Genomic DNA, 20,406 nt, shown 5'->3' with positions numbered 1-20,406 from the left:
AATTATGGCAAACGACGAAAAATGGGGAATAGCTAATATTTATTCATCATTCAATAACACAATTATAACTGTTACTGATATTACTGGTGCAGAAACCATAACTCAATGGTCTGGTGGAAAAGTTGTTCGTGCAGATAGGCAAGAATCTTCTCCTTTTGCTGCAATGGCTGCAGCTACTAGAGTAGCTGAAGATGCTAAAGAAAAAGGTTTTATTGGTTTACATATTAAAGTAAGAGCTCCTGGTGGAAACGGACCTAGAAGTCCCGGTCCTGGTGCACAAGCTACTATTCGTGCATTAGCAAGAGCTGGAATTAAAATAGGAAAAATCGAAGATATAACTCCTATTCCTCACGATGGTACTGGTAGACCTGGTGGTAAAAGAGGAAGAAGATTATAGAAGGGTTTAATATGGAGATTGATGTCAAAAGTCAAAATGATGATGAGATGACTCTTATTGTCAAAGATGTAGAAGTACCTTTTATTAATGCAATTAGGCGTTCAGCTATGATGGATGTACCTAAATTAGCTATTGAAGATGTTAATATTATTAGAAATGATTCTTCAATGTTTAATGAGGTATTAGCTCATAGATTAGGTTTAACACCCTTAGTTTCCAACTTAGAATTTGTTGAAGGTATGGAATTGGCTGATGAATGTGATTGTGGAGATAGTTGTCCAAAATGTAGTGTTTCTTTTACTTTAGAAGCTACTGGTCCTAAAGAAGGTGTTAAAACTATTTACTCTAAAGATTTACATTCTAATGACTCAAAAATTAGGCCTGTATATGATACTATCCCTATTGTTAATTTAAAAGAAGGCGAAGAACTTAAAATTGAAGCAGTAGCTAAATTAGGAAAAGGTAAAGTTCATGCTAAATGGATGCCAACTACTGTTTGTGCATATAAACAATATCCTGAAATAACTTTTAATGACGATGTTGAAATCGACTATGATTGTGCTGATGCATGTCCTAGAGGGATTTTAAAAGCTGATAGAAGATCAAAAGTTATTAAAGTTTTAGATATTGAGGATTGTTCTATGTGTAAAAGTTGTTCTAGAGCTTCTGTTAACAATTATATTAATATAGGGCATCAAGATAACAATTTTATATTTAATATTGAAACTGATGGATCAATGACTCCTAAAGAAGTTTTATTAAAAGCTTGTGATGAATTAGGTGAAAAATCAGATAAATTTATCAGATTTAGTGAAGGAGGAAATAAATAATGGCTAAAAAAATAACAAAAACTAATCCTAACCTTGTTAATCTTATAAACGAACTTATTAATAAGTCTCACGAAGAAGATGCAGCTATATGGAAAGATATTGCTAAAAGACTTCAAAAATCTAATAGACGATCTGCAGAAGTAAATTTATCTAATATTAATAGATTTGCTAATGCTGATGAGACTATTTTAGTACCAGGTAAAGTATTATCTAATGGTAATTTAGAAAACAAAGTCAATATTGCTGCGTTAAAATTTTCAACTAAAGCTCAAGAAAAAATTGAGCAAGCTGGCGGGAAATGTTTATCTATTGCTGAATTAGTAGAAGATAATCCTAAAGGTAGTAATGTTAGGATAATGGAATAAGGTGTTTTTATGATTATAGATGGAGAAGGACATGTTTTAGGAAGACTTGCTAGTGTTATTAGTAAGAATCTTCTTGAAGGTGAAGAGGTAGTTGTTCTCAACGCTGAAAAAATAATGTTAACTGGTTCCAAAGAATGGGCTTATGCTAAATACAAACAAAGATTAGACAGAGCTAGTATATCTAATCCAAGAGATTTAGGTCCAAAATATCCTAGAAGACCAGATGATATTTTCAGAAGAACTGTTAGAGGAATGTTACCTTACAAAAAAAGTAAAGGTAGGGATGCTTATAAAGGATTAAAATCATTTGTAGGAGTTCCAAGAGAATTTAAGGATGTTGAATGTGAATCAGTTCCTCAAGCAGAATTTAATGATATTAAAAAAGGAATTGAATTAGGAGAGCTTTCTAAACTTTTAGGGGCTAAATTCTAAATTGGAGTGTTTTAAATGAAAGTTATTCATACAAGTGGAAAACGTAAAACAGCTGTTGCAAGAGGCACAGTTCAAGAAGGAAATGGGAAGGTTAGAATTAACAAAACTCCTATTGAACTTTACTCTCCTGAAATGGCTCGTTTAAAACTCACTGAACCATTATTATTAGCTGGTGATTTAGCTAATAATGTTGACATTAATGTCAATGTTTTTGGTGGAGGAGTAATGGGTCAAGCTGAAGCTGCACGTATGGTAATTGCTAAAGGATTAGTTCAATGGAGTCAAGATATGGATTTAAAAGAAAAATATGTCCAATATGACAGAACTATGTTAGTAGGCGATCCAAGACGTTCAGAACCTAAGAAATATGGTGGGCCTGGTGCAAGAGCACGTAAACAAAAAAGTTACAGATAATTCAATTATTTAACTTTATATTTTATTATTAGATGATTTAAATGATTCCTATTAGATGCGTAAGTTGCGGAAAACCTGTTTCAGCTTATTTTGATGAATATAATACTCGATTAGCTGATGGTGAAAAATCAAAAGACATCTTAGATGACATGGGATTTAAAAGGTATTGCTGCAGGAGAATGTTAATTTCCAATGTTGAAACATGGAAATAACTTTTCATGCAACTAGGAATATTTTTTTATTATTATGTTGTATAAAAGAAGTATAGGTGTAAATAATGGATAATAAAAATTTAACAAGATTTGAAAGAGCTAGACTCCTTGGAGCTAGAGCTATTCAAATATCTATGGGGGCTAAACCATTAATTGAACTTAATGGATTAATAGATCCTATTGATATTGCTTATGCAGAATTAAAAGCAAATATCTTACCATTAGATGTTATTAAAGATGAAGAATAGTTTATTAAACTGTTTAATTAAAAAAAATAAAAAATACCATTTTTAATCTATAAATCAACTTCTAATTTTTTTAAATTATAGATTATATGGTAATAAATTAACTGACACTGAGGTGTTTTTTTGGATAGTATTATAGAAGATGTCCGAGTTCGTAAAATTTTGGACAGCAGAGGAAATCCAACTGTAGAAGTAGATATAATTACTTGGAATGGATTTGGAAGAGCTGCTGCACCAAGTGGGGCAAGTACTGGATCTAGAGAAGTTCAGTCTTTTCCTGATGGTGGAGTAGATAAGATTATAAGTGAGGTTGAAGATTTAATTTCAGCTGAATTAATTGGTATGGATACTGAAGAATTATCAGAAATTGATTTAGTATTAAGAGAAATTGATGGTACTGATAATTTATCAGCTATTGGTGGTAATACTACTGTGGCTGTTTCAATGGCAGCAGCTAAAGCTGCAGCAGCTTCATATAACATGCCTTTATATAAATTTTTAGGTGGAAATTTAGTTAATGAATTGCCTTTCCCACTTGGAAATATGATGAATGGAGGTGCACATGCTGGTGTACATGCTCCAGATATTCAAGAATTTTTAGTAGTTCCTGTAGGTGCTGAAAATATTACAGATGCAGTTTTTACTAATACTCAAGTTCATAAAAGATTAAAAGAATTAATTCAAAAAAAAGACTCCTTATTCACTGGTGGAAAAGGAGATGAAGGTGGATGGGTACCTAATATTTCTAATGATGATGCATTAGAAATTCAAGCAAAAGCTTGTGAAGAAATAAGTGATGAAACTGGTATACAAATTTTACCTTCTTTAGATATCGCTGCATCAGAATTATGGGATTCTAAAAAACAAAAATATATTTATGGTCAAGATGGTATTGAAAGAGATACTGGTGATCAGATAGAATTTGTTAAAGAAATTATTGAAAAATATAATATGTTTTATGTAGAAGATCCTTTTGATGAGGCTGATTTTGATGGTTTTGCTCAATTAACTAGTAAAGTTGGAAATAGATGTCTTATTTGTGGTGATGATTTATTTGTTACAAATAAAGAAATTTTAGCTGAAGGAATTGAGAAAAAAGCAGCTAATGCTATTATTATTAAACCTAATCAAATAGGTTCTTTATCTGAAACTTATGCAACTGTTAAGCTTGCTAAAGAAAATGATATTATTCCTGTTGTTTCTCACAGATCAGGTGAAACTACTGATGAGACTATTGCTCATTTGGCTGTAGGTTTCAATGCTCCTATGATTAAAACTGGAGCTTTAGGTGGAGAAAGAATAGCTAAACTTAATGAATTAATAAGGATTGATGAAGAACTTTCCAATCCTCAAATGGCAGATTTTTAAATTTTATGAGATGATAAGATGGCTAAAGTTATTATAGATCATGATAAATGCCAAGGTCCAAGTTGTGCAGAATGTGTGGATACTTGTCCTATGGGTATTTTTGTAATTGAAGGGGACAAAATTGTCGTAGAAAACGAGGAAATTTGTTCTTTATGTGAAATTTGTATGGATGTATGTCCAAATGATGCAATTAAAATAGAAGGTTAGGTGGTTTAAGTGTCAGAACTTTTAATAGAATTAGATAATTATTTAGCAGCTGGGTTACATATTGGTACTCAACAAAAAACTAGTGATATGGAAAAATATATTTTCCGTGTAAGATCAGATGGATTATATGTTTTAGATATTCAAAAAACAGATGAAAGAATTAGGCAAATAGCTAAATTATTAGCTAAATATGATGCTGATGATATATTAGCTGTAGCTACAAGACAATATGGTCAAGCTCCTGTTAAAAAATTCGGAGAAGTTGTAGGATGTAAAACTATTCCTGGAAGATTCATTCCTGGTACATTAACTAATCCTAAATATGCTAAATTCATCGAACCAAAAGTTATTCTTGTAACTGATCCTAGATCTGATTCACAAGCTGTTATTGAATCAAAACAAAATGGTATTCCTGTTATTGCATTATGTGATACTGAAAATTTACTTAGTTTTGTAGATATTGTAATTCCTGTAAACAATAAAGGTAGAAAAGCTATTGCTCTTGTTTACTGGTTACTTGCAAGACAAATTTTAAGAGAAAAAGGAACTATTCCTGAAGATGGAGAAATTGATTTAAGTGCAAGTGATTTTGAACTTAAATTTTAATATTTCTTTTATTTAATTTTTTAAATAATTATTAAAATTATTCTTTTGGTGAATTTATGGAAGTTATTGCTTCTGCTCCTGGAAAGGTTATATTGTTTGGAGAACACTCTGTTGTTTATGGTGAACCTGCTATAGCTGGTGCTGTCAATAAAAGAGCTGTTGTCAAAATCAAAAAATCACCAACTGATAAAACTATTTTAAAATCTCATGATTTAAATTTTGAAGCTGAAATTAATTCAAAATCTAAAAAATATTATTTAAAAAAAGGTAAACCTGGAATAATTAGATATATTTTAGAAGCTTTATATCAACATCATGATCATAGTCCTATTGAAATTACTCTTTCTTCAAATATTCCTATTGGATCTGGATTAGGTTCTTCTGCAGCTGTTACAGTAGCTACTTTAGCAGCATTGTATAAATATCATGGTAAAAAATTTTCTAGAAGAACTCTTGCTGATGATGCCCATAATATTGAAGAAACTGTTCAAGGAATTGCAAGTCCATTAGATACACTTGTTTGTACTAATGGAGGGCTTATTTATCTTTCAAGAGATAGACGTTTTCAAAGATTAAAAATTAATTTTCATACTCCTTTTGTTATAGGTTATACATCTAAACATGGAAATACTGGAAAAATGGTTAAAGATGTGAGGGATCTTAAAGAAAATAATCCTGGAACTGTTGCTTTAATCATTTCTTCAATGGGCGTATTAACTAATAGTGGAAAATATGCTTTATTAAATAATGATGTTAATAAAATTGGAGAACTAATGAATATTAACCATGGTCTTTTAGATGCTTTAGGAGTATCTACTCCTGAACTTTCTAGAATGGTTTATTTAGCCCGTAAAAAGGGAGCTATTGGTGCTAAAATTACTGGTGCTGGTGGTGGTGGAAGTATTATTGCATTATGTCCTGATAATATAGATACTGTTGCTTCTGAAATTGCTAAATATGAACACATATTAAAAACAAAATTCACTCCTAAGGGTGTTTATTTTCAAGTGAAACAATAGGGATTTTATGATTATTTTAAAACTTGGAGGCAGTATTTTAACTAAAAAAGATTCTGTTAATCCTGAAATTGATTATGATAATTTAAATAGAATAGCTAGTGAAATTAAAAGGTCACTTGATAAAAAACATAAGGAATTAGTTATTGTTCATGGTGCAGGTTCATTTGGTCATCCTCCTGCTAAAAAATATGGTATTGGAAAAGAATTTAAAAATAGTGAATATCCTGAAAAGCGAATTGGATTTTCTAAAACACAAAATGCTGTTAAAAAATTAAACATGGAAGTTTGTGAAGTATTTACAAATAATAATTTACCTGTTATTTCTCTTCAACCTTCAACTTTTATTTCTACATCTAATGGTAGAATTAATATAGCTAATTTAGATTTCCTTAAAAAATACTTAAAAGAAGGATTTATTCCTATATTATATGGGGATGTTGTTTTAGATGATGATTTAAAAATCGTTGTTTTATCTGGTGATCAGATTATTCAATATTTAGCTAAAAATTTAAATTCAGATAAGATTATTTTAGGAACAGATGTTGATGGAGTTTATAATAAAAACCCAAAAACTAATAATGATGCTACTTTTTTTAAAGAATTTAATTCTTTGGATGATTTAGATTCCTTTGATTTAACCACTAATGTTGATGTTACTGGTGGAATGCTTGGCAAAGTTAAAGAACTTTTAGAATTAGCTGATTTAGGAATTGAATCTAAAATAATTAATATTGGTAAAAAAGATTTTGTATATAAAGCTTTAGAAGATGAAGATATAAAAGGGACAATTATTTCAAAAAAATAATTATTTATGATTGGAGTTAAAAATGATTTCAGATAGAAAATTAGAACATCTTTTAATTTGTGATAATTATGATGTTAATTATAAAAACAAAACTACTGGTTTTGAAGATATAGAACTTATTCATAATGCTCTTCCACAAATAAATAAAAAAGATATAGATATTTCAACAGAAGTTTTTGGAAAAAAATTATCCTCTCCTTTATTTATTACAGCTATTACTGGAGGTCATCCTGCTGCTAAAACTATTAATAAAGAATTAGCCATAGCTAGTGAGCAAAAACAAATAGCTTTAGGCCTTGGAAGTCAAAGAGCTGCTGTTGAAGATTCATCACTTAAAGAAACTTATTCTATAGCTAGGGAATATGCTCCTTCTTCATTAATACTTGGTAATATTGGAGCTCCTCAAATTGATTATGCTGAAGATGCAGCTTCAATGTTAGATGCTGATATTTTAGCTATTCATTTAAATGTCTTACAAGAATCAATTCAGCCTGAAGGAGATGTTGATGCAAGTAATTATTTAGATTCTATAGAAAAAATTAATGATTTAGTTGATATTCCTATTATGATTAAAGAAACTGGTACTGGAATTTCTGCTGAAGCTGCAATAAGTCTTGAAAACACTGGTATTGATTATATTGATGTTGGTGGTGCAGGTGGAACCAGTTGGGCTGCTGTTGAAACATATCGTGCTGAAGATAGATATATGGGTGAAACATTTTGGGATTGGGGAATACCTACAGCTATTAGTACTGCTGAGGTATCTTCATCTGTAAATTTACCTATTGTATCTTCTGGTGGTATCCGTTCAGGACTTGATGCTGCAAAAGCTATTGCTCTTGGAGCTGACAGCGTAGGTATTGCATTACCTATGCTTAAAAATGCTTATTTAGGTCATGAAAATATAATTGAATATATTGATAAATTTAATAACTCATTAAAAGTAGCTATGTTTTTAGTTGGAGCTAGTAATTTAGAGGAACTTAAAAACTCTAATTTAATTATTAGTGGTAAAACTAAAGAATGGCTTCAAGAAAGAGGGTTTAACACAAAAGAATACACAGGGAGAAAAAAATTATGAGTGTAGAAGTAATTGCAATTGGTGGTTATGAGGAAGTAGGAAGAAACATGACTGCTGTTAAAGTAGGAGAAGATGTAGTAATTTTTGATATGGGTATACATCTTGATAGAATCAGTATACATGAAGATACTGATATAGATAGAATGCACAGTTTAGATTTAATTGAAAGAGGAGTTATTCCTGATGATACATTAATGAAAGATGTTGATGGTAAAGTAAAAGGAATAGTTTTCTCTCACGGACACTTAGATCACATAGGTGCTGTAGCTAAACTTTCTCATAGATATGATGCTCCACTTATTGGAACTCCTTATACAACTGCATTAGTTGAAAAGCAAATAAAAGGTGAACGTAAGTTCAAAGTAAATAATCCAATTAAGGTTTTAAATCCTGGTGGAAAAATGAGATTGTCCAATGATATAGTATTGGAATTTGTTCAATCTACTCACAGTATTCCTCAAGCTGTGTTTCCAGTTTTACATACTCCTGAAGGGATTATTGTTTATGCATTAGATTTTAAATTTGATAATCATCAAAAAGTTTCCCCACCACCTGATTATAAAAGGTTAAGAGAATTAGGTAATAAGGGTGTTTTAACTCTTATTGTAGAAACTACTAATGCAAAAGAATTTGGAGAAGTTAAAACTTACTCTGAGCGAGTTGCAAGAATAATATTAGAAGATCTTATGGAAGGGCCTCTTCAAGAGAAAGCTGGAATGATTGTTACAACATTTTCTTCTCATGTTGAAAGGGTTCAAGCTATTGCCGATATTGCCAAAAAGAGCCATAGAGAAATTTTATTTTTAGGTAGGTCAATGGAACGTTTTTGTGGAATGGCTGAAAAGCAAGGAATTTTAAAATTACCAAAAAATGCTAGTATTTATGGTAATCCAAAAGCTATTAATAAAGCACTTTTAAAAGCTGAAGATGATAGGGATAAATATGTTCTTGTTACTACAGGTCACCAAGGTGAACCTGATGCATTGCTTCCTAGAATAGCTAATGGAAAAACTCCTTTCAATGTTAAAAAAGGAGATAATGTTATTATATCAGCACCTATTATTCCAAATCCAACAAATGCTGCAAATAGGCATATTATGGAACGTAGATTAAAAACTAGTGGTGCTAGAATTTATTCAAATGCTCATGTATCTGGACACGCTGGTCGTGAAGATCATAGGGATTTCCTTAGAATGTTAAAACCAGCTCATATTATTCCTGCTCATGGAGATTTATCTATGCTTGTTGCATATGGTGAACTTGCAGAAGAAGAAGGATATAGAATTGGTAAAGACGTCCATATTTTAAGAAATGCACAAGCACAAGTTTTTAATAGTGATTAATATCATATAATAATTATATACTGGAGGATTTTTAATGAGTGATGTAACAACATTATTAAATGATTATTCTAAGGAAATTAAAGGAGCGATAGATGAAAATCTTTCTACAATTATTCCAAATAATCTTCAAGAAGCTTCAATTTATTTAACTAAAGCTGGTGGAAAAATGCTTAGACCAACTTTAACTTTAATAGTTTCTGAAGCTGTAGGTTCTAATAAAAAAGATTCCTTAAATTCTGCAGCAGCTATTGAGCTTATTCATACATTTTCACTTATTCATGATGATATTATGGATGATGATGATGTAAGACGTGGAGTTCCTGCTGTTCATAAAGTATGGGGAGATGATGTAGCTATATTATCTGGAGATACTTTATTTTCAAAGGCTTTTGAATTAATCATTAATTCTAAAAAACCACCTGCTCAAAATAACAAAGCTTTAGCTACTGTTGCTGATGCATGTGTTCAAATTTGTGAAGGTCAAGCATTAGATATTAGTTTTGAAGGCAGATATGATGTTAAAGAAGAAGAATATTTAGAAATGATTTTTAAAAAAACTGGTGCTTTAATAGCTGCAGCTACAAAAGTTGGATCTATTATGGGCGGAGCTGATGATGAAGTTAATTCCATTATGTATGAATATGGAAAACTTATTGGTCTTGCTTTCCAGATTCAAGATGATTATTTAGATGTTATAGGAGATGAAGAATCTATTGGAAAACCTGCAGGTAGTGATATAGCTAAAGGTAAAATGACATTACTTGCTATTAAAGCATTAGAGGAAGCAAGTCCTGAAGATTCTGAAAAATTATTAAAAATCCTTAAAGATGAAGCTTCTTCTAAAGATGATATAGACACAGCTATTAATCTTTTTGAAAAATATGGGTCTATTCAATATGCTCGTGATGTTGCACTTGGAAATGTTAAAGATGCTAAAGAACTATTAAAAATATTGCCTGATTCTGAAGCTAAACAGACACTTTTTTCTATTGCAGATTTTGTTCTTGAAAGACATTCTTAAAAATGGTATTATGGAAAACAGTAGCTATGTTTATGAAGGTATAAAAAAAGCAGGAATCGACTTTATTGTAACTGTTCCTTGTATAAACTTAGCTACACTCATTAACTTAATTGAAAACGATGATGAAATTACTCATGTTCCTGTAACACGTGAAGAAGAAGGAATTGGAATTTGTGCAGGAGCATATCTTTCAGGTCGTAAAGTAGCTATTTTAATGCAAAATTCAGGGCTTGGAAATTGTGTTAACGGCCTTACATCTCTTTTTGAATTATATAAAATTCCTCTTGTAATGATTATGTCTCATAGGGGAACAAAAGGTGAATCTATTGTTGGACAAGTTCCAATGGGTAAAGCTACACCTAAAGTTTTAGATTCATTAAATATTGAATATTTTAAACCTGAATCCTGTGATGAATCATTAGATATTATTAGCAATTCTTGGAAAAAATCTTTAAAAAATCAATTACCCATAGCTATTTTACTTGAAATTGATTTTTGGACTTGTAAATGATTTGATAATATGAAACGTTTTGATGCAATTAAAGAAATTATGAAATCAATTGATGATGAATTGGTCATTTGTAATATTGGATTTCCATCAAGGGAATTATATGATATTAATGATAGAGCTGAAAATTTTTACATGATTGGTTCAATGGGTCTTGTCTCATCAATCGGTCTTGGAATAGCTTTATCTCAAGATAAAAATGTTGTTGTTATTGATGGTGATGGATCACTTTTAATGAATTTAGGTTCTTTAGTCACTACACATTGTCAAAATCCTAAAAACTTAACATGGATTTTATTAAATAATGGAGTTTATGGTTCAACTGGTGGACAAGATACATATGCACAAGATGTTAATTTATTAAAAATAGCTGAAAGTGTAGGAATCAAATCCTTTGAATATGGAGATTTACCTTTAAAAGAAATTATTAATTTTAATGAAACGACTTTTGTAAATTATCAAATTGAAAAAGGTAACAATAATTCATCTAATATTATACCTTTATCTCCAGAGCAAATAAAAAATAGATTTATGAAATCGTTATAAATAATTATTAGGGTTATAAACTGGAAAATCGAGATTAAATATAATTTGAATTTCTTTTTTTAATGTTAAAATTCTTTTATCTTGGGTAATAAAACCTATTTTTTGATTTAAAGATTGATATAATATATAACAATCGTGACTGTCAATTTGTTAGTTGGGTTTTTCGGTTTTTTATCCAATTTTTTATTCTGTGTTTTATTTGTGTCATGAGGCCTATTTCTGTTCTAAATTTCTTTTTGTATGATTTAGGCATTATGTTGCCAATATAATTTTCTGTTTTATTATTTGTTTGGCATGCTTTTGTTTTATGTTCTTTTTTGAGGAAAACTAAGAATTTTTTATAAATGGGCATGAAATTATTTTTCAAATAATCTCCTAATATCTCTGGAAATTCAGGCAATTTTTCTTTTATTTCTTCTATAAATTCTAATGCTTCACCATATGTTTTAAATTGGAATAGTTGCCAGAACCATTGTTTATATTCGTTTATTTCCTTTTTAATAGTTTTTAATTTTTCATCTACAAGTTCATCTATTTCTGTTTTTGACATTTCAGGATCATTGTTTTTTAATTCTTTTATGTATTTGTTTTTTGCTTTATTGTAAAAAGTAGTTAAATTTTTATTTATGTTTAAATTTAAATGAAAAGTACAGTATTGGTGATCAAAACCTAATTGACGCATTATATTATCATATTCTTTTTTTAAATCTGTTACAATGAATTTTCTTTTGTGTGGAGGTATATTTTTATCAATAAAATTTTTAATGAATTTTTTGCTTAAATTATCAGTTAATTCCTCTGCAATAGGAACATTATTGACTAAATCGAATATTACGCATCTATATTGCCATTTTTTATTAATTTTAACCCATTGCTCATCATATCCATAATAGTTAGATAATTCAACATCAGTATTTATGTAATATAAATTAGAATTTAATATTAATGATTTTCTAACTGTTTCATGAGAAATTTTAATGTTATTAAATGTTTCATGATTTTTTGACAGATTTCTTAATGATACACGTTCTAATGACATAGTTTCTTTAGATTTATTTAATGTATTATTAGAAAAATTACAATAAGGATCATATTCATCTTGAAATTCTGTTTGAGAAATTTTACCGCATTTTTTACATAAATACTTTTGAACAAAAATATGATCTTCATCACCATCAACTGAAATCAACATTTTAGAATTAAAACCATGTTTAATCAGATCACGAGAGAAACAATGCTTACAAAAACTATTATTATAAGCATAATAACGACTATCATTCGTATAAACACTTCTATCAACACTAAATTTACTTTGTTTTTCACGTTTTTCCAATCCTGGAAAGCAAAATTTATATTGAACATCAGACAAATTACTAATTGGAGAGCATATTTTTTCGAGGTACATACTTAATAATATGTTTCTCCGCCTATATAAACTTTTTTAAGCTTATTTTTAAAAAAAACACGTGCACAAAGCACAAAAATCAAAAAAAAAATAAAGAAATTATAAAAATAATAATTTTTGATAAAAAAACCCAACTAACAAATTGACAGTCACTAACAATCTAATAATATAAGGCAACCTGATTCATGAATGCCTTTGTTTAAAAGATTTTTTTCTAAATCAATATGTTGGTCTTTAACATATTCTGTACCTATATTTAAACTTTTTTTAATTGAATAAAGTGCTTTTGAAAATTTTGTAAAAGTATTTATTGAGAGTGTCCAGTATTTTTTTTTAATCGTTGAAATTTTTTGTATTACTTGTTTACTTTGGTTTTTAATACTTTTTTGCTGATTTTATGTGTTAAAAATAGTAAGATTTAAGTCTGTGGAGATTATATTCAATTATATACTAAAACAACAAAAAAAATCCCATGAAAAATATTTGATTTATATTATTTATCCAATAACGATTTTTAAAAAATTTTTCATAAATATTAATTAAAAAGAATATAGATCTTATTTAAATATTATGAACATCATATATTATATTAAGTATTTTTAAAATAAAAAATACTATTATTTAAATATTAATGAATAAGAGGGTGTTAAAATGGACAAATTAAAAGGTAAAGTTGCAATTGTAACTGGTGCAACATCAGGTATGGGAAGAGAAACTGCTAAATTATTTGCTAAAGAAGGAGCTAAAGTAGTTATTACTGGAAGAAATGAAAAACGTGCAAAAGAAGTTGTTGATGATATTGAAAAAAATGGTGGTGAAGCTATTTATCTAATAGTTGATATGACTGATTTAAATGAAGTTGGAAAAATTATCGATAAAACAGTTGATGCTTATGGAACTGTAGATATATTATTTAATAATGCAGGAATGTTAAGTTTAAATCCATTATTAGAAGTGAGTTTAGAGGAATGGAATAAAGTATTTAATGTTAATGTAACTGCTGCTTTAATTTTAGCTCAAAAAGTAGCTCCTATAATGAAAGAAAAAGGCAAAGGTGTGATTATTAATACATCATCTATTGCAGGTTATGCTGGTCACCATGGATTTGCTGCATATATTTCATCTAAACATGCTATGGAAGGATTAAATAAATCTATGGCTTATGAATTAGGTCCTGAAATACGTGTTAATGCTATTGCTCCAGGATCAATTAAAACTGCAATGTTAGATAGTGCAGGAGGAGAAGAAGCATTAGATTATATAATTCAAGGTTGTACTCTTAAAAGATGTGGAGCTCCTGAAGATATAGCATCTGTTGCTTTATTTTTAGCTAGTGATGACTCAGCTTATGTAAGTGGACAAAGTATTAGAGTAGATGGAGGATATGAAGCTTAAAACTCTTCATTCCTACATTTAAAATTTTAATATTGAGAGTGCCCAGTAATTAAATTTTTTGTATTTTTCCTTTATATTTTTTTTAATCGTTGAAATTTTTTGTATTACTTGTTTACTCTGGTTTTTAATACTTTTTTGTTGATTTTATGTGTTAAAAATAGTAAGATTTAAGTGTGTGGAGACTATATTATTTTTTAGATATTTTACTATTATAATTTTTTTATTTTTTCATTAAATTCTGTAAGTTTTTCTGCAAGTCCTCTAAAATGAGGAATATATACATTTGAAAACATTAATCTTTCAGGATTCATATTTTCACGGGAAATATCATCTCGAATATCTTCCATTTTATGCTCTACTTCTTCATACATAACATTTCCAGGATATTCTCCAATAAAAATACCATCTGCACCATTTTTTAAAGCATAAAGAATATGTTTTGGTTTTATTCTATTTATTGAATGAACTTTAACTACATATATTGATTCAGGTAGTTTTATTCTATTAACTCCAATATTATCAGTTGTAGTATAACCAATACTATCTAAAAATACAATAATTCGTTTTTCATCTTCTTTTTTATCTTTTAACAAGCCATAAATGGTTCCAAAAATCTTTTCTTCTATATTTCCTTTAATGTTTATTGCATTTTCACTACATGCACTTAAACATTTACCGCAACCAGAACAAGACATAGGATCAACATACATTAAATCATCTTTAACAGATAATGTCTTATATTTACAAGCTTCAATACACTTTCCACATGTATTACAAAGTTCTTCATCAATTTCAGCTATAAATGGTTCAATTTCAACTCCTTGATGAATCATTTCAGAAACTTTAGCTGCAGCTGAGGTTGCTTGCATAATACTTTCTGTAATATCTTTAGGATCTTGTGCTGTTCCACAAACATAAGCTCCTTTAACATCTGTTGTTACAGGTTTTATTTTTGGATGAGATTCTTTAATAAAATCATCTTCAGTCATACCAACATTCATAATTTTAGCTATTTCTTTTGTACCTTCTGAAGGTTCAATAGCTGTTGATAATACAACCATATCAGTTTTAAGTTCAATAAATTCTTTCTTTAAAGTATCTTCTATTCTAACAATAAAATCATCATCTTTTTTAATAACTTCTCCTGGACGACCTCTTATAAGACGTATTCCAGATTGTTGAGAATGTTTATAATATTTTTCATACATTCCAGGAGTTCTAACATCAGTATAACATATTACAATGTCAGTATCAGGATATTTGTGTTTAATAATGTTTGCATTTTTTAAAGCTACCATACAACATACTTTAGAACAATATTGGTGACCATCAGGCTTTTCATCTCTTGAACCCACACATTGAATCATTACAATTCTTTTAGGAACTTTTCCATTAGATAACTTCTCAAGTTTTCCTTTTGTAGGACCATTAACTCCCATAATCCTTCCAAGTTCACTTTGAGTAATTACATCATCATATCTATCATAACCATATTCTGGTCTTAAATTAGGATCAAATAGTTTATGGCCTGTAGCTATTATAACTGAACCAACATTAAGTGGAACCATTTCCTTTTCTTGTCTTAAATGGATTGCTTTCATAGGACAAACTCTAATACAATTACCACATTTTTCACAGTTTTCCATATCAATTACATAAGAATCAGGATAAGATTGTGAGAAAGGTCTATAAATTGCTTTTCGCTTAGATAAATCATCATTCCAAGAATCATTAACTTCTACTTCACATGCTTCACCACATTTTCCACAAGAAATACATTTATCTGTATCTACATAACGAGGATTTTTTTCAATTAAAAGTGTGAAATTTCCTCCTCTTTTTTCACAACTTACTACATTAGAATTAGTATGTGCAGTGATATTTTTATGCCAAACAAATTCATTTAATATTGGATTTAAAAGACATAATCCACATTCTTCAGCTATTTTAACAGGAGAGAAAACTTTTCCAATTTTTGCCATGTTTCCTCCAATAGTTGGAGTTTGTTCAATTAAATCAACATCAATTCCTTGTTTTGCAAGTGAAAGACCTGCATTCATTCCAGCTATTCCTCCTCCAATAATAGCTACATTTTTTGGAGTGTGATATGAAATTGGATCAACTGCATTTGATTGTTTGACCTTCTCTATAGATGCATTTACAAGAACAATTGCTTTACGTGTTGCCATTTCTGGATTATCATCATGAACCCAAGAGCAATGTTCTCTCAAATTTGCCATATCCATTAAATAAGGATTTAATGGCTGAATATATTCTTGAAATGTCTTTTCATGAGAAATAGGTGAACAAGCAGCAATAACAATTCTATCAAGTTCATTGTCAATAACGTTTTCCCTTATAATTTTACGTCCATTTAAAGAACAGAGATTTTCAAATTCTTCAATAACTTCAGCATTTATTTCTGATTTTAATTTTTTAATATCTACTACATCAGAAATATTTCCTCCACATCTACAAATAAATACTCCAATTCGTAAATCAGATTTGTTTTGTTCTAATTTAGCTATAATTGGTTCTTTAACATCAGACATTGCTATCACTTTCCACTATTTTCTCATCTAAAGTAGAATCTAAAACATTTTCTTTTAACTCTTCAATAAATGGTTCTATACTTTCACTATGTGTTTGAATACCCACAACTTTATATGGGTCTGCTCCCATTGCAAGTGCAATAAATTGAGCAATATTTAAATGAATCATATTAAATTCTTTATTAGAATCTATATATTTTTGATATCTATCAAATTGAACATGACAATTAGGACATAAATGAATAAGAATTTCAACACCATCATTGTTGATAGATTTTAATTTATCTAAAGTAACATCCATTGATAAATCTTTATTTACAAAACGTTGTCTAAAACCAGCTCCACAAGTAGTTTTTTTATGATCATACCAAGCTATTGTTTTACCACCACAATAAGTAACAATGTCATCAATAATATTAGGATCTCTAATTCCCCCAATGGTATCATTATAATGAACTTTACAATAATGACATCCATGATGAGTAGCTATTTTAAATTTTGATACATCAAACTTGATGTTTTTAGCTATTTCCTCTTTTTTATTATATAAAATATCAACTACATGGAATATATTTTCTCTTGAATCAATACTGTCTTTTTCATATTGCATTTCATCTAAATTGGAATCTCTAAATAGTTTATTAATCTCAGCTCTTGTATCATGTTTATTATTTAATATATTAGCTACTTTTTTATTAATTGCATAACAAGTAGCACATAACATGACCAAATTCTTTTTATTTAACTCATTTGCAACATGGAAGTTTCGAGCTCCAATAACAGTTGTTGAATATTGATCAAAGATATCAGAATAATGGCCAAGACCAGTACAACAAGTTTGACGATTAGAAATATCATAATCAATTCCAACTTTATCAAAAACATATTTAGTGGATGATTCTATTCCAGGATATTCTGTTGAAACTAAACAGCTTTTAAAAAGTAATATATCTTTATCAGGAATGTTTTTCATAATTCACCATCTATTTTCTTAATTCTTTTTTCAAAACCTGAATTTATAAGTAATGTTCTTACCTCTTCAATTGAATCTTCTGTAGGAATATAGCTATCTAAATCAAGTTCTTCTCTTACATTATCTAAATTTTCTTTAAATTCCCACCATTCATCTCCAATATCTTCTCTCATTTGCGGGAAAAAGATTGATGGAATTCCTCCAATAGCTAATGTTAGAAAACTATCTCCAAATTCAAGAAATGGTTTTACTTTTTCATTAACTTCACCAGAATCAATTGCAATTTGTCTTAAAATTTGATTTACTTCACATGCACTATTTCCAACAGGACAAATACTGTGACATGTATAACAATAAAAACAGTTCCAAATATCTTCATCTTTAATAACTGTTGTATCTCCTTGTAATATTCTTTCAATCATATCTCTAGGATTATATTGGGAGTGTCTAGCTCCAGGACATGTTGATGTACACATTCCACATTGGACACATCTGAGTAATCCCATATTCTCAGATGATTTTAAATCATTTAGAATATAATTTGCCAATGAGTGTGGTTCTTCATTAAGTTTTAATTTCATGGTTTCACTTATAATAAAAATTCTTTATTTTCAATCATTGTTTTTAATTTAGAGGATAGCTTTTTAGCTCTTAAAATATCAGATTGTCTACAGTAAATAGGTATATTATAATTTTGATTATTTATATTTAGGTCTACATTACCTATATTCATTTCAAATGAATCATTCTCACAATTATATATGCAAATTCCACAACCAAAACATTTTTTAATATTTAAATTATTATCTTTAAAAGCTTCTGTTGGACAATATTCTTCTACTTTACAATTTAGGCAATTATTACATTTTGAACTGTCAAATTTAGGCCTCATTTCATGATTATCCCACATTAGGCTATAATTAGTTTGTGCTAATGGTAAATGTCTACCTTTAATGTCTGCAACATTTAATGGAATGCGTTCATTTGTAATTAAAAGATTATTATAAATTTCTTCTGTTAAAACAGGTATTGGAATAGCTATTGTATTATAAATTTCTGGACCTTCACCAGTTTTAAATCCTCCAACAAATTCAGAATTCATTTGCTTAATGTCTGCAGATAACATTAAATTAGGTTTTTCATTTGAACTTCTTGTACCTTCACCTAAAATAATTCCTTTAGAATCATTTAAAAGAACATTAGATCCTTCTTTAATAACATTATTATCTGAATCATTTTCTAATGGATTTAAATCTCCACATCCTGAGAAGGTAAGGCCTTTAAGATTTCCTTCTAATGGAATAGCATTAAAAATAGAACTTATAGATTCATTATTCGGGTTTGTAAAAGCAGTATAATTTTTAAAAGCCATTCTTGTTCCAATTAATTGAGCTCTTCCCATTTCTTTTAGTGAAGTTTTAGATGTAAATGTTTCACCTTCAATACTTTCAACTTTAATAGAAATTTCTTTACCTTCTAATAAATCTTTTAAAAGGAATCCTCCACCATAATTAGTGTTGTATGTACTTTTACTTGTTCCATGTAAAACAAGATCAACAGAACCTAACCATTCATTGGGACATGGTCCAACATTTCCAGGAATTCCATTTAAATAAATATTTTTAGCTTTTTTAAAAAGTCCAGGCTCAGCTACAGTTAAATTAAAAATAGCTGCAGTTCCAGACATTACTCCACATGTTCCACAAGTTACTACATCTACATCTTCAAATTCAGGAGTTTTATTTTCTTTAATAAGTTTTTTAAATTCAGAAATAGTATAAACTGAAGCTTCATTATCTTCAATTTTTTTATTTATTTCATTAATACTTTTTCTAAGCAAAATAAAACCTCTAAACTTTTCCTAAAGTATCTCCTCTAAGACCTCTTCTAAGTGTTTCAAGAGAAGTAATATCATCAGAGGAAATATTTCCTAAATTAACATCTGCTCCTATTTGTAAAATAAAAAATACTTGCTGATTTTTATTAGGAGCTTCCCATATTAATGAATTTTTATCAACATTATCTAAAATATAATTAACTTCTTCTTCTTTTGCATTTCCTTCATCATCAAAAACACCAATAGATTTTCCTCCTTCTCTAGCTTCAACAATCACTTTTGAAGAACCTGCATCTAATTCTTCATTAATAAAATTAGCTCTGTCTTCTATAGTTATTTCTTGATCTTTAACAAGATTTTTTTTACCTACTTCAGATATAACTTCAAATCCCATATCTTTTACTTTTTTGATACAATCTAATTTATCTGGACGATTAATATTTATACTACCATCAGATATCTCAATGGTCTCAAAACCTAATTTTTTTAATCTATCTAAAAATTCATCTAATTTATTTTGATCATAAGCTATTTCAAATAATGTTCCACCAACATAGGGAATTATATCAAATGATTTATACATAGCTACTTTTTCTTTTAAAAGATTAAAATCTTGAATAGCTGTAGTTCCCCATCCGAATTTCAAATAGTCAACATAGTCTCCAGATACTTCCATGAGACTTTTTGCTGTATCAAAACCAAGACCTTTATCTAATACCATTGTTAAACCAGAATCTCTAGGTTTATTGTTTGTTCCCTCTAATAAAAAATTAAATGATTTCATAAATACACTTTCTTGATATTTTATAATGAAAATATATTTATGATTTGTAGTAATTAAAATT

Annotated in this window: 24 protein-coding genes; 18 read left to right on the top strand and 6 right to left on the bottom strand. The window is 28.8% G+C overall.

Annotated elements, in window-relative coordinates; translation table 11 throughout:
* Positions 1-4: 4 nt before the first annotated feature.
* The 17 genes from ACA134_RS06080 to ACA134_RS06000 all read left to right on the top strand — a co-directional run bounded on the left by ACA134_RS06080 (position 5) and on the right by ACA134_RS06000 (position 11,399).
* Positions 5-397 (top strand): 30S ribosomal protein S11, encoded by a 393-nt coding sequence (locus ACA134_RS06080; RefSeq protein ID WP_409199530.1) that lies wholly within the window; start codon positions 5-7, stop codon positions 395-397.
* An 11-nt stretch (positions 398-408) separates the two neighbouring features.
* Positions 409-1,227 (top strand): DNA-directed RNA polymerase subunit D, encoded by an 819-nt coding sequence (locus ACA134_RS06075; RefSeq protein ID WP_409199529.1) that lies wholly within the window; start codon positions 409-411, stop codon positions 1,225-1,227.
* Positions 1,227-1,592, top strand: coding sequence for a 50S ribosomal protein L18e (locus ACA134_RS06070; protein ID WP_409199528.1), 366 nt, complete (start codon positions 1,227-1,229; stop codon positions 1,590-1,592). Before ACA134_RS06075 ends, ACA134_RS06070 begins: the two co-directional genes overlap by 1 nt.
* A 9-nt stretch (positions 1,593-1,601) precedes the next feature.
* The gene (locus tag ACA134_RS06065) at positions 1,602-2,024 is read left to right on the top strand and encodes a 50S ribosomal protein L13 (protein WP_409199527.1); all 423 of its coding nucleotides are present in this window, start codon (positions 1,602-1,604) and stop codon (positions 2,022-2,024) included.
* 15 nt (positions 2,025-2,039) lie between these two features.
* The gene (locus ACA134_RS06060) at positions 2,040-2,438 is read left to right on the top strand and encodes a 30S ribosomal protein S9 (RefSeq protein ID WP_409199526.1); all 399 of its coding nucleotides are present in this window, start codon (positions 2,040-2,042) and stop codon (positions 2,436-2,438) included.
* A gap of 41 nt (positions 2,439-2,479) precedes the next feature.
* Positions 2,480-2,650 carry a DNA-directed RNA polymerase subunit N gene (locus tag ACA134_RS06055; protein WP_409199525.1) on the top strand — a complete coding sequence of 57 codons (171 nt, stop codon included), beginning with the start codon at positions 2,480-2,482 and terminating at the stop codon, positions 2,648-2,650.
* A 65-nt stretch (positions 2,651-2,715) separates the two neighbouring features.
* Positions 2,716-2,898: a DNA-directed RNA polymerase subunit K gene (locus ACA134_RS06050; protein ID WP_409199524.1), complete on the top strand. Its 183-nt coding sequence runs from the start codon at positions 2,716-2,718 to the stop codon at positions 2,896-2,898.
* Positions 2,899-3,018: 120 nt separating this feature from the next.
* A complete protein-coding gene (gene eno / locus ACA134_RS06045; RefSeq protein WP_409199523.1) occupies positions 3,019-4,263 on the top strand; it encodes a phosphopyruvate hydratase in 1,245 nt (414 codons plus the stop codon).
* Between the two features lie 18 nt (positions 4,264-4,281).
* A complete protein-coding gene (locus tag ACA134_RS06040) occupies positions 4,282-4,470 on the top strand; it encodes a 4Fe-4S binding protein (protein ID WP_409199522.1) in 189 nt (62 codons plus the stop codon).
* A 9-nt stretch (positions 4,471-4,479) separates the two neighbouring features.
* Complete coding sequence (gene rpsB / locus ACA134_RS06035; protein ID WP_409199521.1) at positions 4,480-5,076, top strand: 30S ribosomal protein S2; 597 nt, start codon at positions 4,480-4,482, stop codon at positions 5,074-5,076.
* 56 nt (positions 5,077-5,132) lie between these two features.
* Positions 5,133-6,095, top strand: a complete 963-nt coding sequence (gene mvk / locus ACA134_RS06030; RefSeq protein ID WP_409199520.1) for a mevalonate kinase — start codon at positions 5,133-5,135, stop codon at positions 6,093-6,095.
* 7 nt (positions 6,096-6,102) lie between these two features.
* Positions 6,103-6,900: an isopentenyl phosphate kinase gene (locus tag ACA134_RS06025; RefSeq protein ID WP_409199519.1), complete on the top strand. Its 798-nt coding sequence runs from the start codon at positions 6,103-6,105 to the stop codon at positions 6,898-6,900.
* A 22-nt stretch (positions 6,901-6,922) separates the two neighbouring features.
* A complete protein-coding gene (gene fni, locus ACA134_RS06020; protein ID WP_409199518.1) occupies positions 6,923-7,981 on the top strand; it encodes a type 2 isopentenyl-diphosphate Delta-isomerase in 1,059 nt (352 codons plus the stop codon).
* The gene (locus ACA134_RS06015; RefSeq protein ID WP_409199517.1) at positions 7,978-9,324 is read left to right on the top strand and encodes an RNase J family beta-CASP ribonuclease; all 1,347 of its coding nucleotides are present in this window, start codon (positions 7,978-7,980) and stop codon (positions 9,322-9,324) included. Before fni ends, ACA134_RS06015 begins: the two co-directional genes overlap by 4 nt.
* 34 nt (positions 9,325-9,358) lie before the next feature.
* Complete coding sequence (gene idsA / locus ACA134_RS06010) at positions 9,359-10,345, top strand: short chain isoprenyl diphosphate synthase IdsA (protein WP_409199516.1); 987 nt, start codon at positions 9,359-9,361, stop codon at positions 10,343-10,345.
* Positions 10,346-10,355: 10 nt separating this feature from the next.
* Positions 10,356-10,856: a sulfopyruvate decarboxylase subunit alpha gene (gene comD, locus ACA134_RS06005; protein ID WP_409201079.1), complete on the top strand. Its 501-nt coding sequence runs from the start codon at positions 10,356-10,358 to the stop codon at positions 10,854-10,856.
* Positions 10,857-10,865: 9 nt separating this feature from the next.
* Positions 10,866-11,399, top strand: coding sequence for a thiamine pyrophosphate-dependent enzyme (locus ACA134_RS06000; RefSeq protein WP_409199515.1), 534 nt, complete (start codon positions 10,866-10,868; stop codon positions 11,397-11,399).
* Between the two features lie 142 nt (positions 11,400-11,541).
* Here the strand turns inward: ACA134_RS06000 and ACA134_RS05995 are convergent, their stop codons facing one another.
* Positions 11,542-12,804, bottom strand: a complete 1,263-nt coding sequence (locus ACA134_RS05995) for a hypothetical protein (protein WP_409199514.1) — start codon at positions 12,802-12,804, stop codon at positions 11,542-11,544.
* A 651-nt stretch (positions 12,805-13,455) separates the two neighbouring features.
* Between ACA134_RS05995 and ACA134_RS05990 the strand changes: the two genes are divergently transcribed.
* Entirely contained in the window at positions 13,456-14,199 is a 744-nt protein-coding gene (locus tag ACA134_RS05990) for an SDR family NAD(P)-dependent oxidoreductase (RefSeq protein ID WP_409199513.1), read from the top strand.
* Positions 14,200-14,408: 209 nt separating this feature from the next.
* On the opposite strand, the gene hdrA is transcribed toward ACA134_RS05990, so the two are convergent.
* Genes hdrA through comA form a run of 5 tightly spaced genes read right to left on the bottom strand, consistent with a single transcriptional unit; the run spans position 14,409 to position 20,345 of the window.
* Complete coding sequence (gene hdrA, locus ACA134_RS05985) at positions 14,409-16,751, bottom strand: ferredoxin:CoB-CoM heterodisulfide reductase subunit HdrA (protein ID WP_409199512.1); 2,343 nt, start codon at positions 16,749-16,751, stop codon at positions 14,409-14,411.
* The gene (gene hdrB / locus ACA134_RS05980) at positions 16,744-17,727 is read right to left on the bottom strand and encodes a ferredoxin:CoB-CoM heterodisulfide reductase subunit HdrB (protein ID WP_409201078.1); all 984 of its coding nucleotides are present in this window, start codon (positions 17,725-17,727) and stop codon (positions 16,744-16,746) included. Before hdrB ends, hdrA begins: the two co-directional genes overlap by 8 nt.
* The gene (gene hdrC / locus ACA134_RS05975; protein WP_409199511.1) at positions 17,721-18,305 is read right to left on the bottom strand and encodes a ferredoxin:CoB-CoM heterodisulfide reductase subunit HdrC; all 585 of its coding nucleotides are present in this window, start codon (positions 18,303-18,305) and stop codon (positions 17,721-17,723) included. The genes hdrB and hdrC overlap by 7 nt, the downstream gene beginning before the upstream one ends.
* A gap of 8 nt (positions 18,306-18,313) precedes the next feature.
* A complete protein-coding gene (locus ACA134_RS05970) occupies positions 18,314-19,564 on the bottom strand; it encodes a methanogenesis marker 16 metalloprotein (RefSeq protein ID WP_409199510.1) in 1,251 nt (416 codons plus the stop codon).
* Between the two features lie 10 nt (positions 19,565-19,574).
* A complete protein-coding gene (gene comA / locus ACA134_RS05965; protein ID WP_409199509.1) occupies positions 19,575-20,345 on the bottom strand; it encodes a phosphosulfolactate synthase in 771 nt (256 codons plus the stop codon).
* Positions 20,346-20,406: the final 61 nt, after the last annotated feature.

Source organism: Methanobrevibacter sp. DSM 116169, assembly GCF_046197865.1.
Lineage (GTDB): Archaea > Methanobacteriota > Methanobacteria > Methanobacteriales > Methanobacteriaceae > JAHKLT01.
This window is presented reverse-complemented; position numbering and strand designations above follow the sequence as displayed.

What these genes read in the sequence shown, in the direction of transcription:
- ACA134_RS06080 (WP_409199530.1), top strand. Translation starts at nt 5, where the DNA reads ATGGCAAACGACGAAAAATGGGGAATAGCTAATATTTATTCATCATTC.
- ACA134_RS06075 (WP_409199529.1), top strand. Translation starts at nt 409, where the DNA reads ATGGAGATTGATGTCAAAAGTCAAAATGATGATGAGATGACTCTTATT.
- ACA134_RS06070 (WP_409199528.1), top strand. Translation starts at nt 1,227, where the DNA reads ATGGCTAAAAAAATAACAAAAACTAATCCTAACCTTGTTAATCTTATA.
- ACA134_RS06065 (WP_409199527.1), top strand. Translation starts at nt 1,602, where the DNA reads ATGATTATAGATGGAGAAGGACATGTTTTAGGAAGACTTGCTAGTGTT.
- ACA134_RS06060 (WP_409199526.1), top strand. Translation starts at nt 2,040, where the DNA reads ATGAAAGTTATTCATACAAGTGGAAAACGTAAAACAGCTGTTGCAAGA.
- ACA134_RS06055 (WP_409199525.1), top strand. Translation starts at nt 2,480, where the DNA reads ATGATTCCTATTAGATGCGTAAGTTGCGGAAAACCTGTTTCAGCTTAT.
- ACA134_RS06050 (WP_409199524.1), top strand. Translation starts at nt 2,716, where the DNA reads ATGGATAATAAAAATTTAACAAGATTTGAAAGAGCTAGACTCCTTGGA.
- ACA134_RS06040 (WP_409199522.1), top strand. Translation starts at nt 4,282, where the DNA reads ATGGCTAAAGTTATTATAGATCATGATAAATGCCAAGGTCCAAGTTGT.
- mvk (WP_409199520.1), top strand. Translation starts at nt 5,133, where the DNA reads ATGGAAGTTATTGCTTCTGCTCCTGGAAAGGTTATATTGTTTGGAGAA.
- ACA134_RS06025 (WP_409199519.1), top strand. Translation starts at nt 6,103, where the DNA reads ATGATTATTTTAAAACTTGGAGGCAGTATTTTAACTAAAAAAGATTCT.
- fni (WP_409199518.1), top strand. Translation starts at nt 6,923, where the DNA reads ATGATTTCAGATAGAAAATTAGAACATCTTTTAATTTGTGATAATTAT.
- ACA134_RS06015 (WP_409199517.1), top strand. Translation starts at nt 7,978, where the DNA reads ATGAGTGTAGAAGTAATTGCAATTGGTGGTTATGAGGAAGTAGGAAGA.
- idsA (WP_409199516.1), top strand. Translation starts at nt 9,359, where the DNA reads ATGAGTGATGTAACAACATTATTAAATGATTATTCTAAGGAAATTAAA.
- comD (WP_409201079.1), top strand. Translation starts at nt 10,356, where the DNA reads ATGGAAAACAGTAGCTATGTTTATGAAGGTATAAAAAAAGCAGGAATC.
- ACA134_RS06000 (WP_409199515.1), top strand. Translation starts at nt 10,866, where the DNA reads ATGAAACGTTTTGATGCAATTAAAGAAATTATGAAATCAATTGATGAT.
- ACA134_RS05995 (WP_409199514.1), bottom strand. Translation starts at nt 12,804, where the DNA reads ATGTACCTCGAAAAAATATGCTCTCCAATTAGTAATTTGTCTGATGTT.
- ACA134_RS05990 (WP_409199513.1), top strand. Translation starts at nt 13,456, where the DNA reads ATGGACAAATTAAAAGGTAAAGTTGCAATTGTAACTGGTGCAACATCA.
- hdrA (WP_409199512.1), bottom strand. Translation starts at nt 16,751, where the DNA reads ATGTCTGATGTTAAAGAACCAATTATAGCTAAATTAGAACAAAACAAA.
- hdrC (WP_409199511.1), bottom strand. Translation starts at nt 18,305, where the DNA reads ATGAAATTAAAACTTAATGAAGAACCACACTCATTGGCAAATTATATT.
- comA (WP_409199509.1), bottom strand. Translation starts at nt 20,345, where the DNA reads ATGAAATCATTTAATTTTTTATTAGAGGGAACAAACAATAAACCTAGA.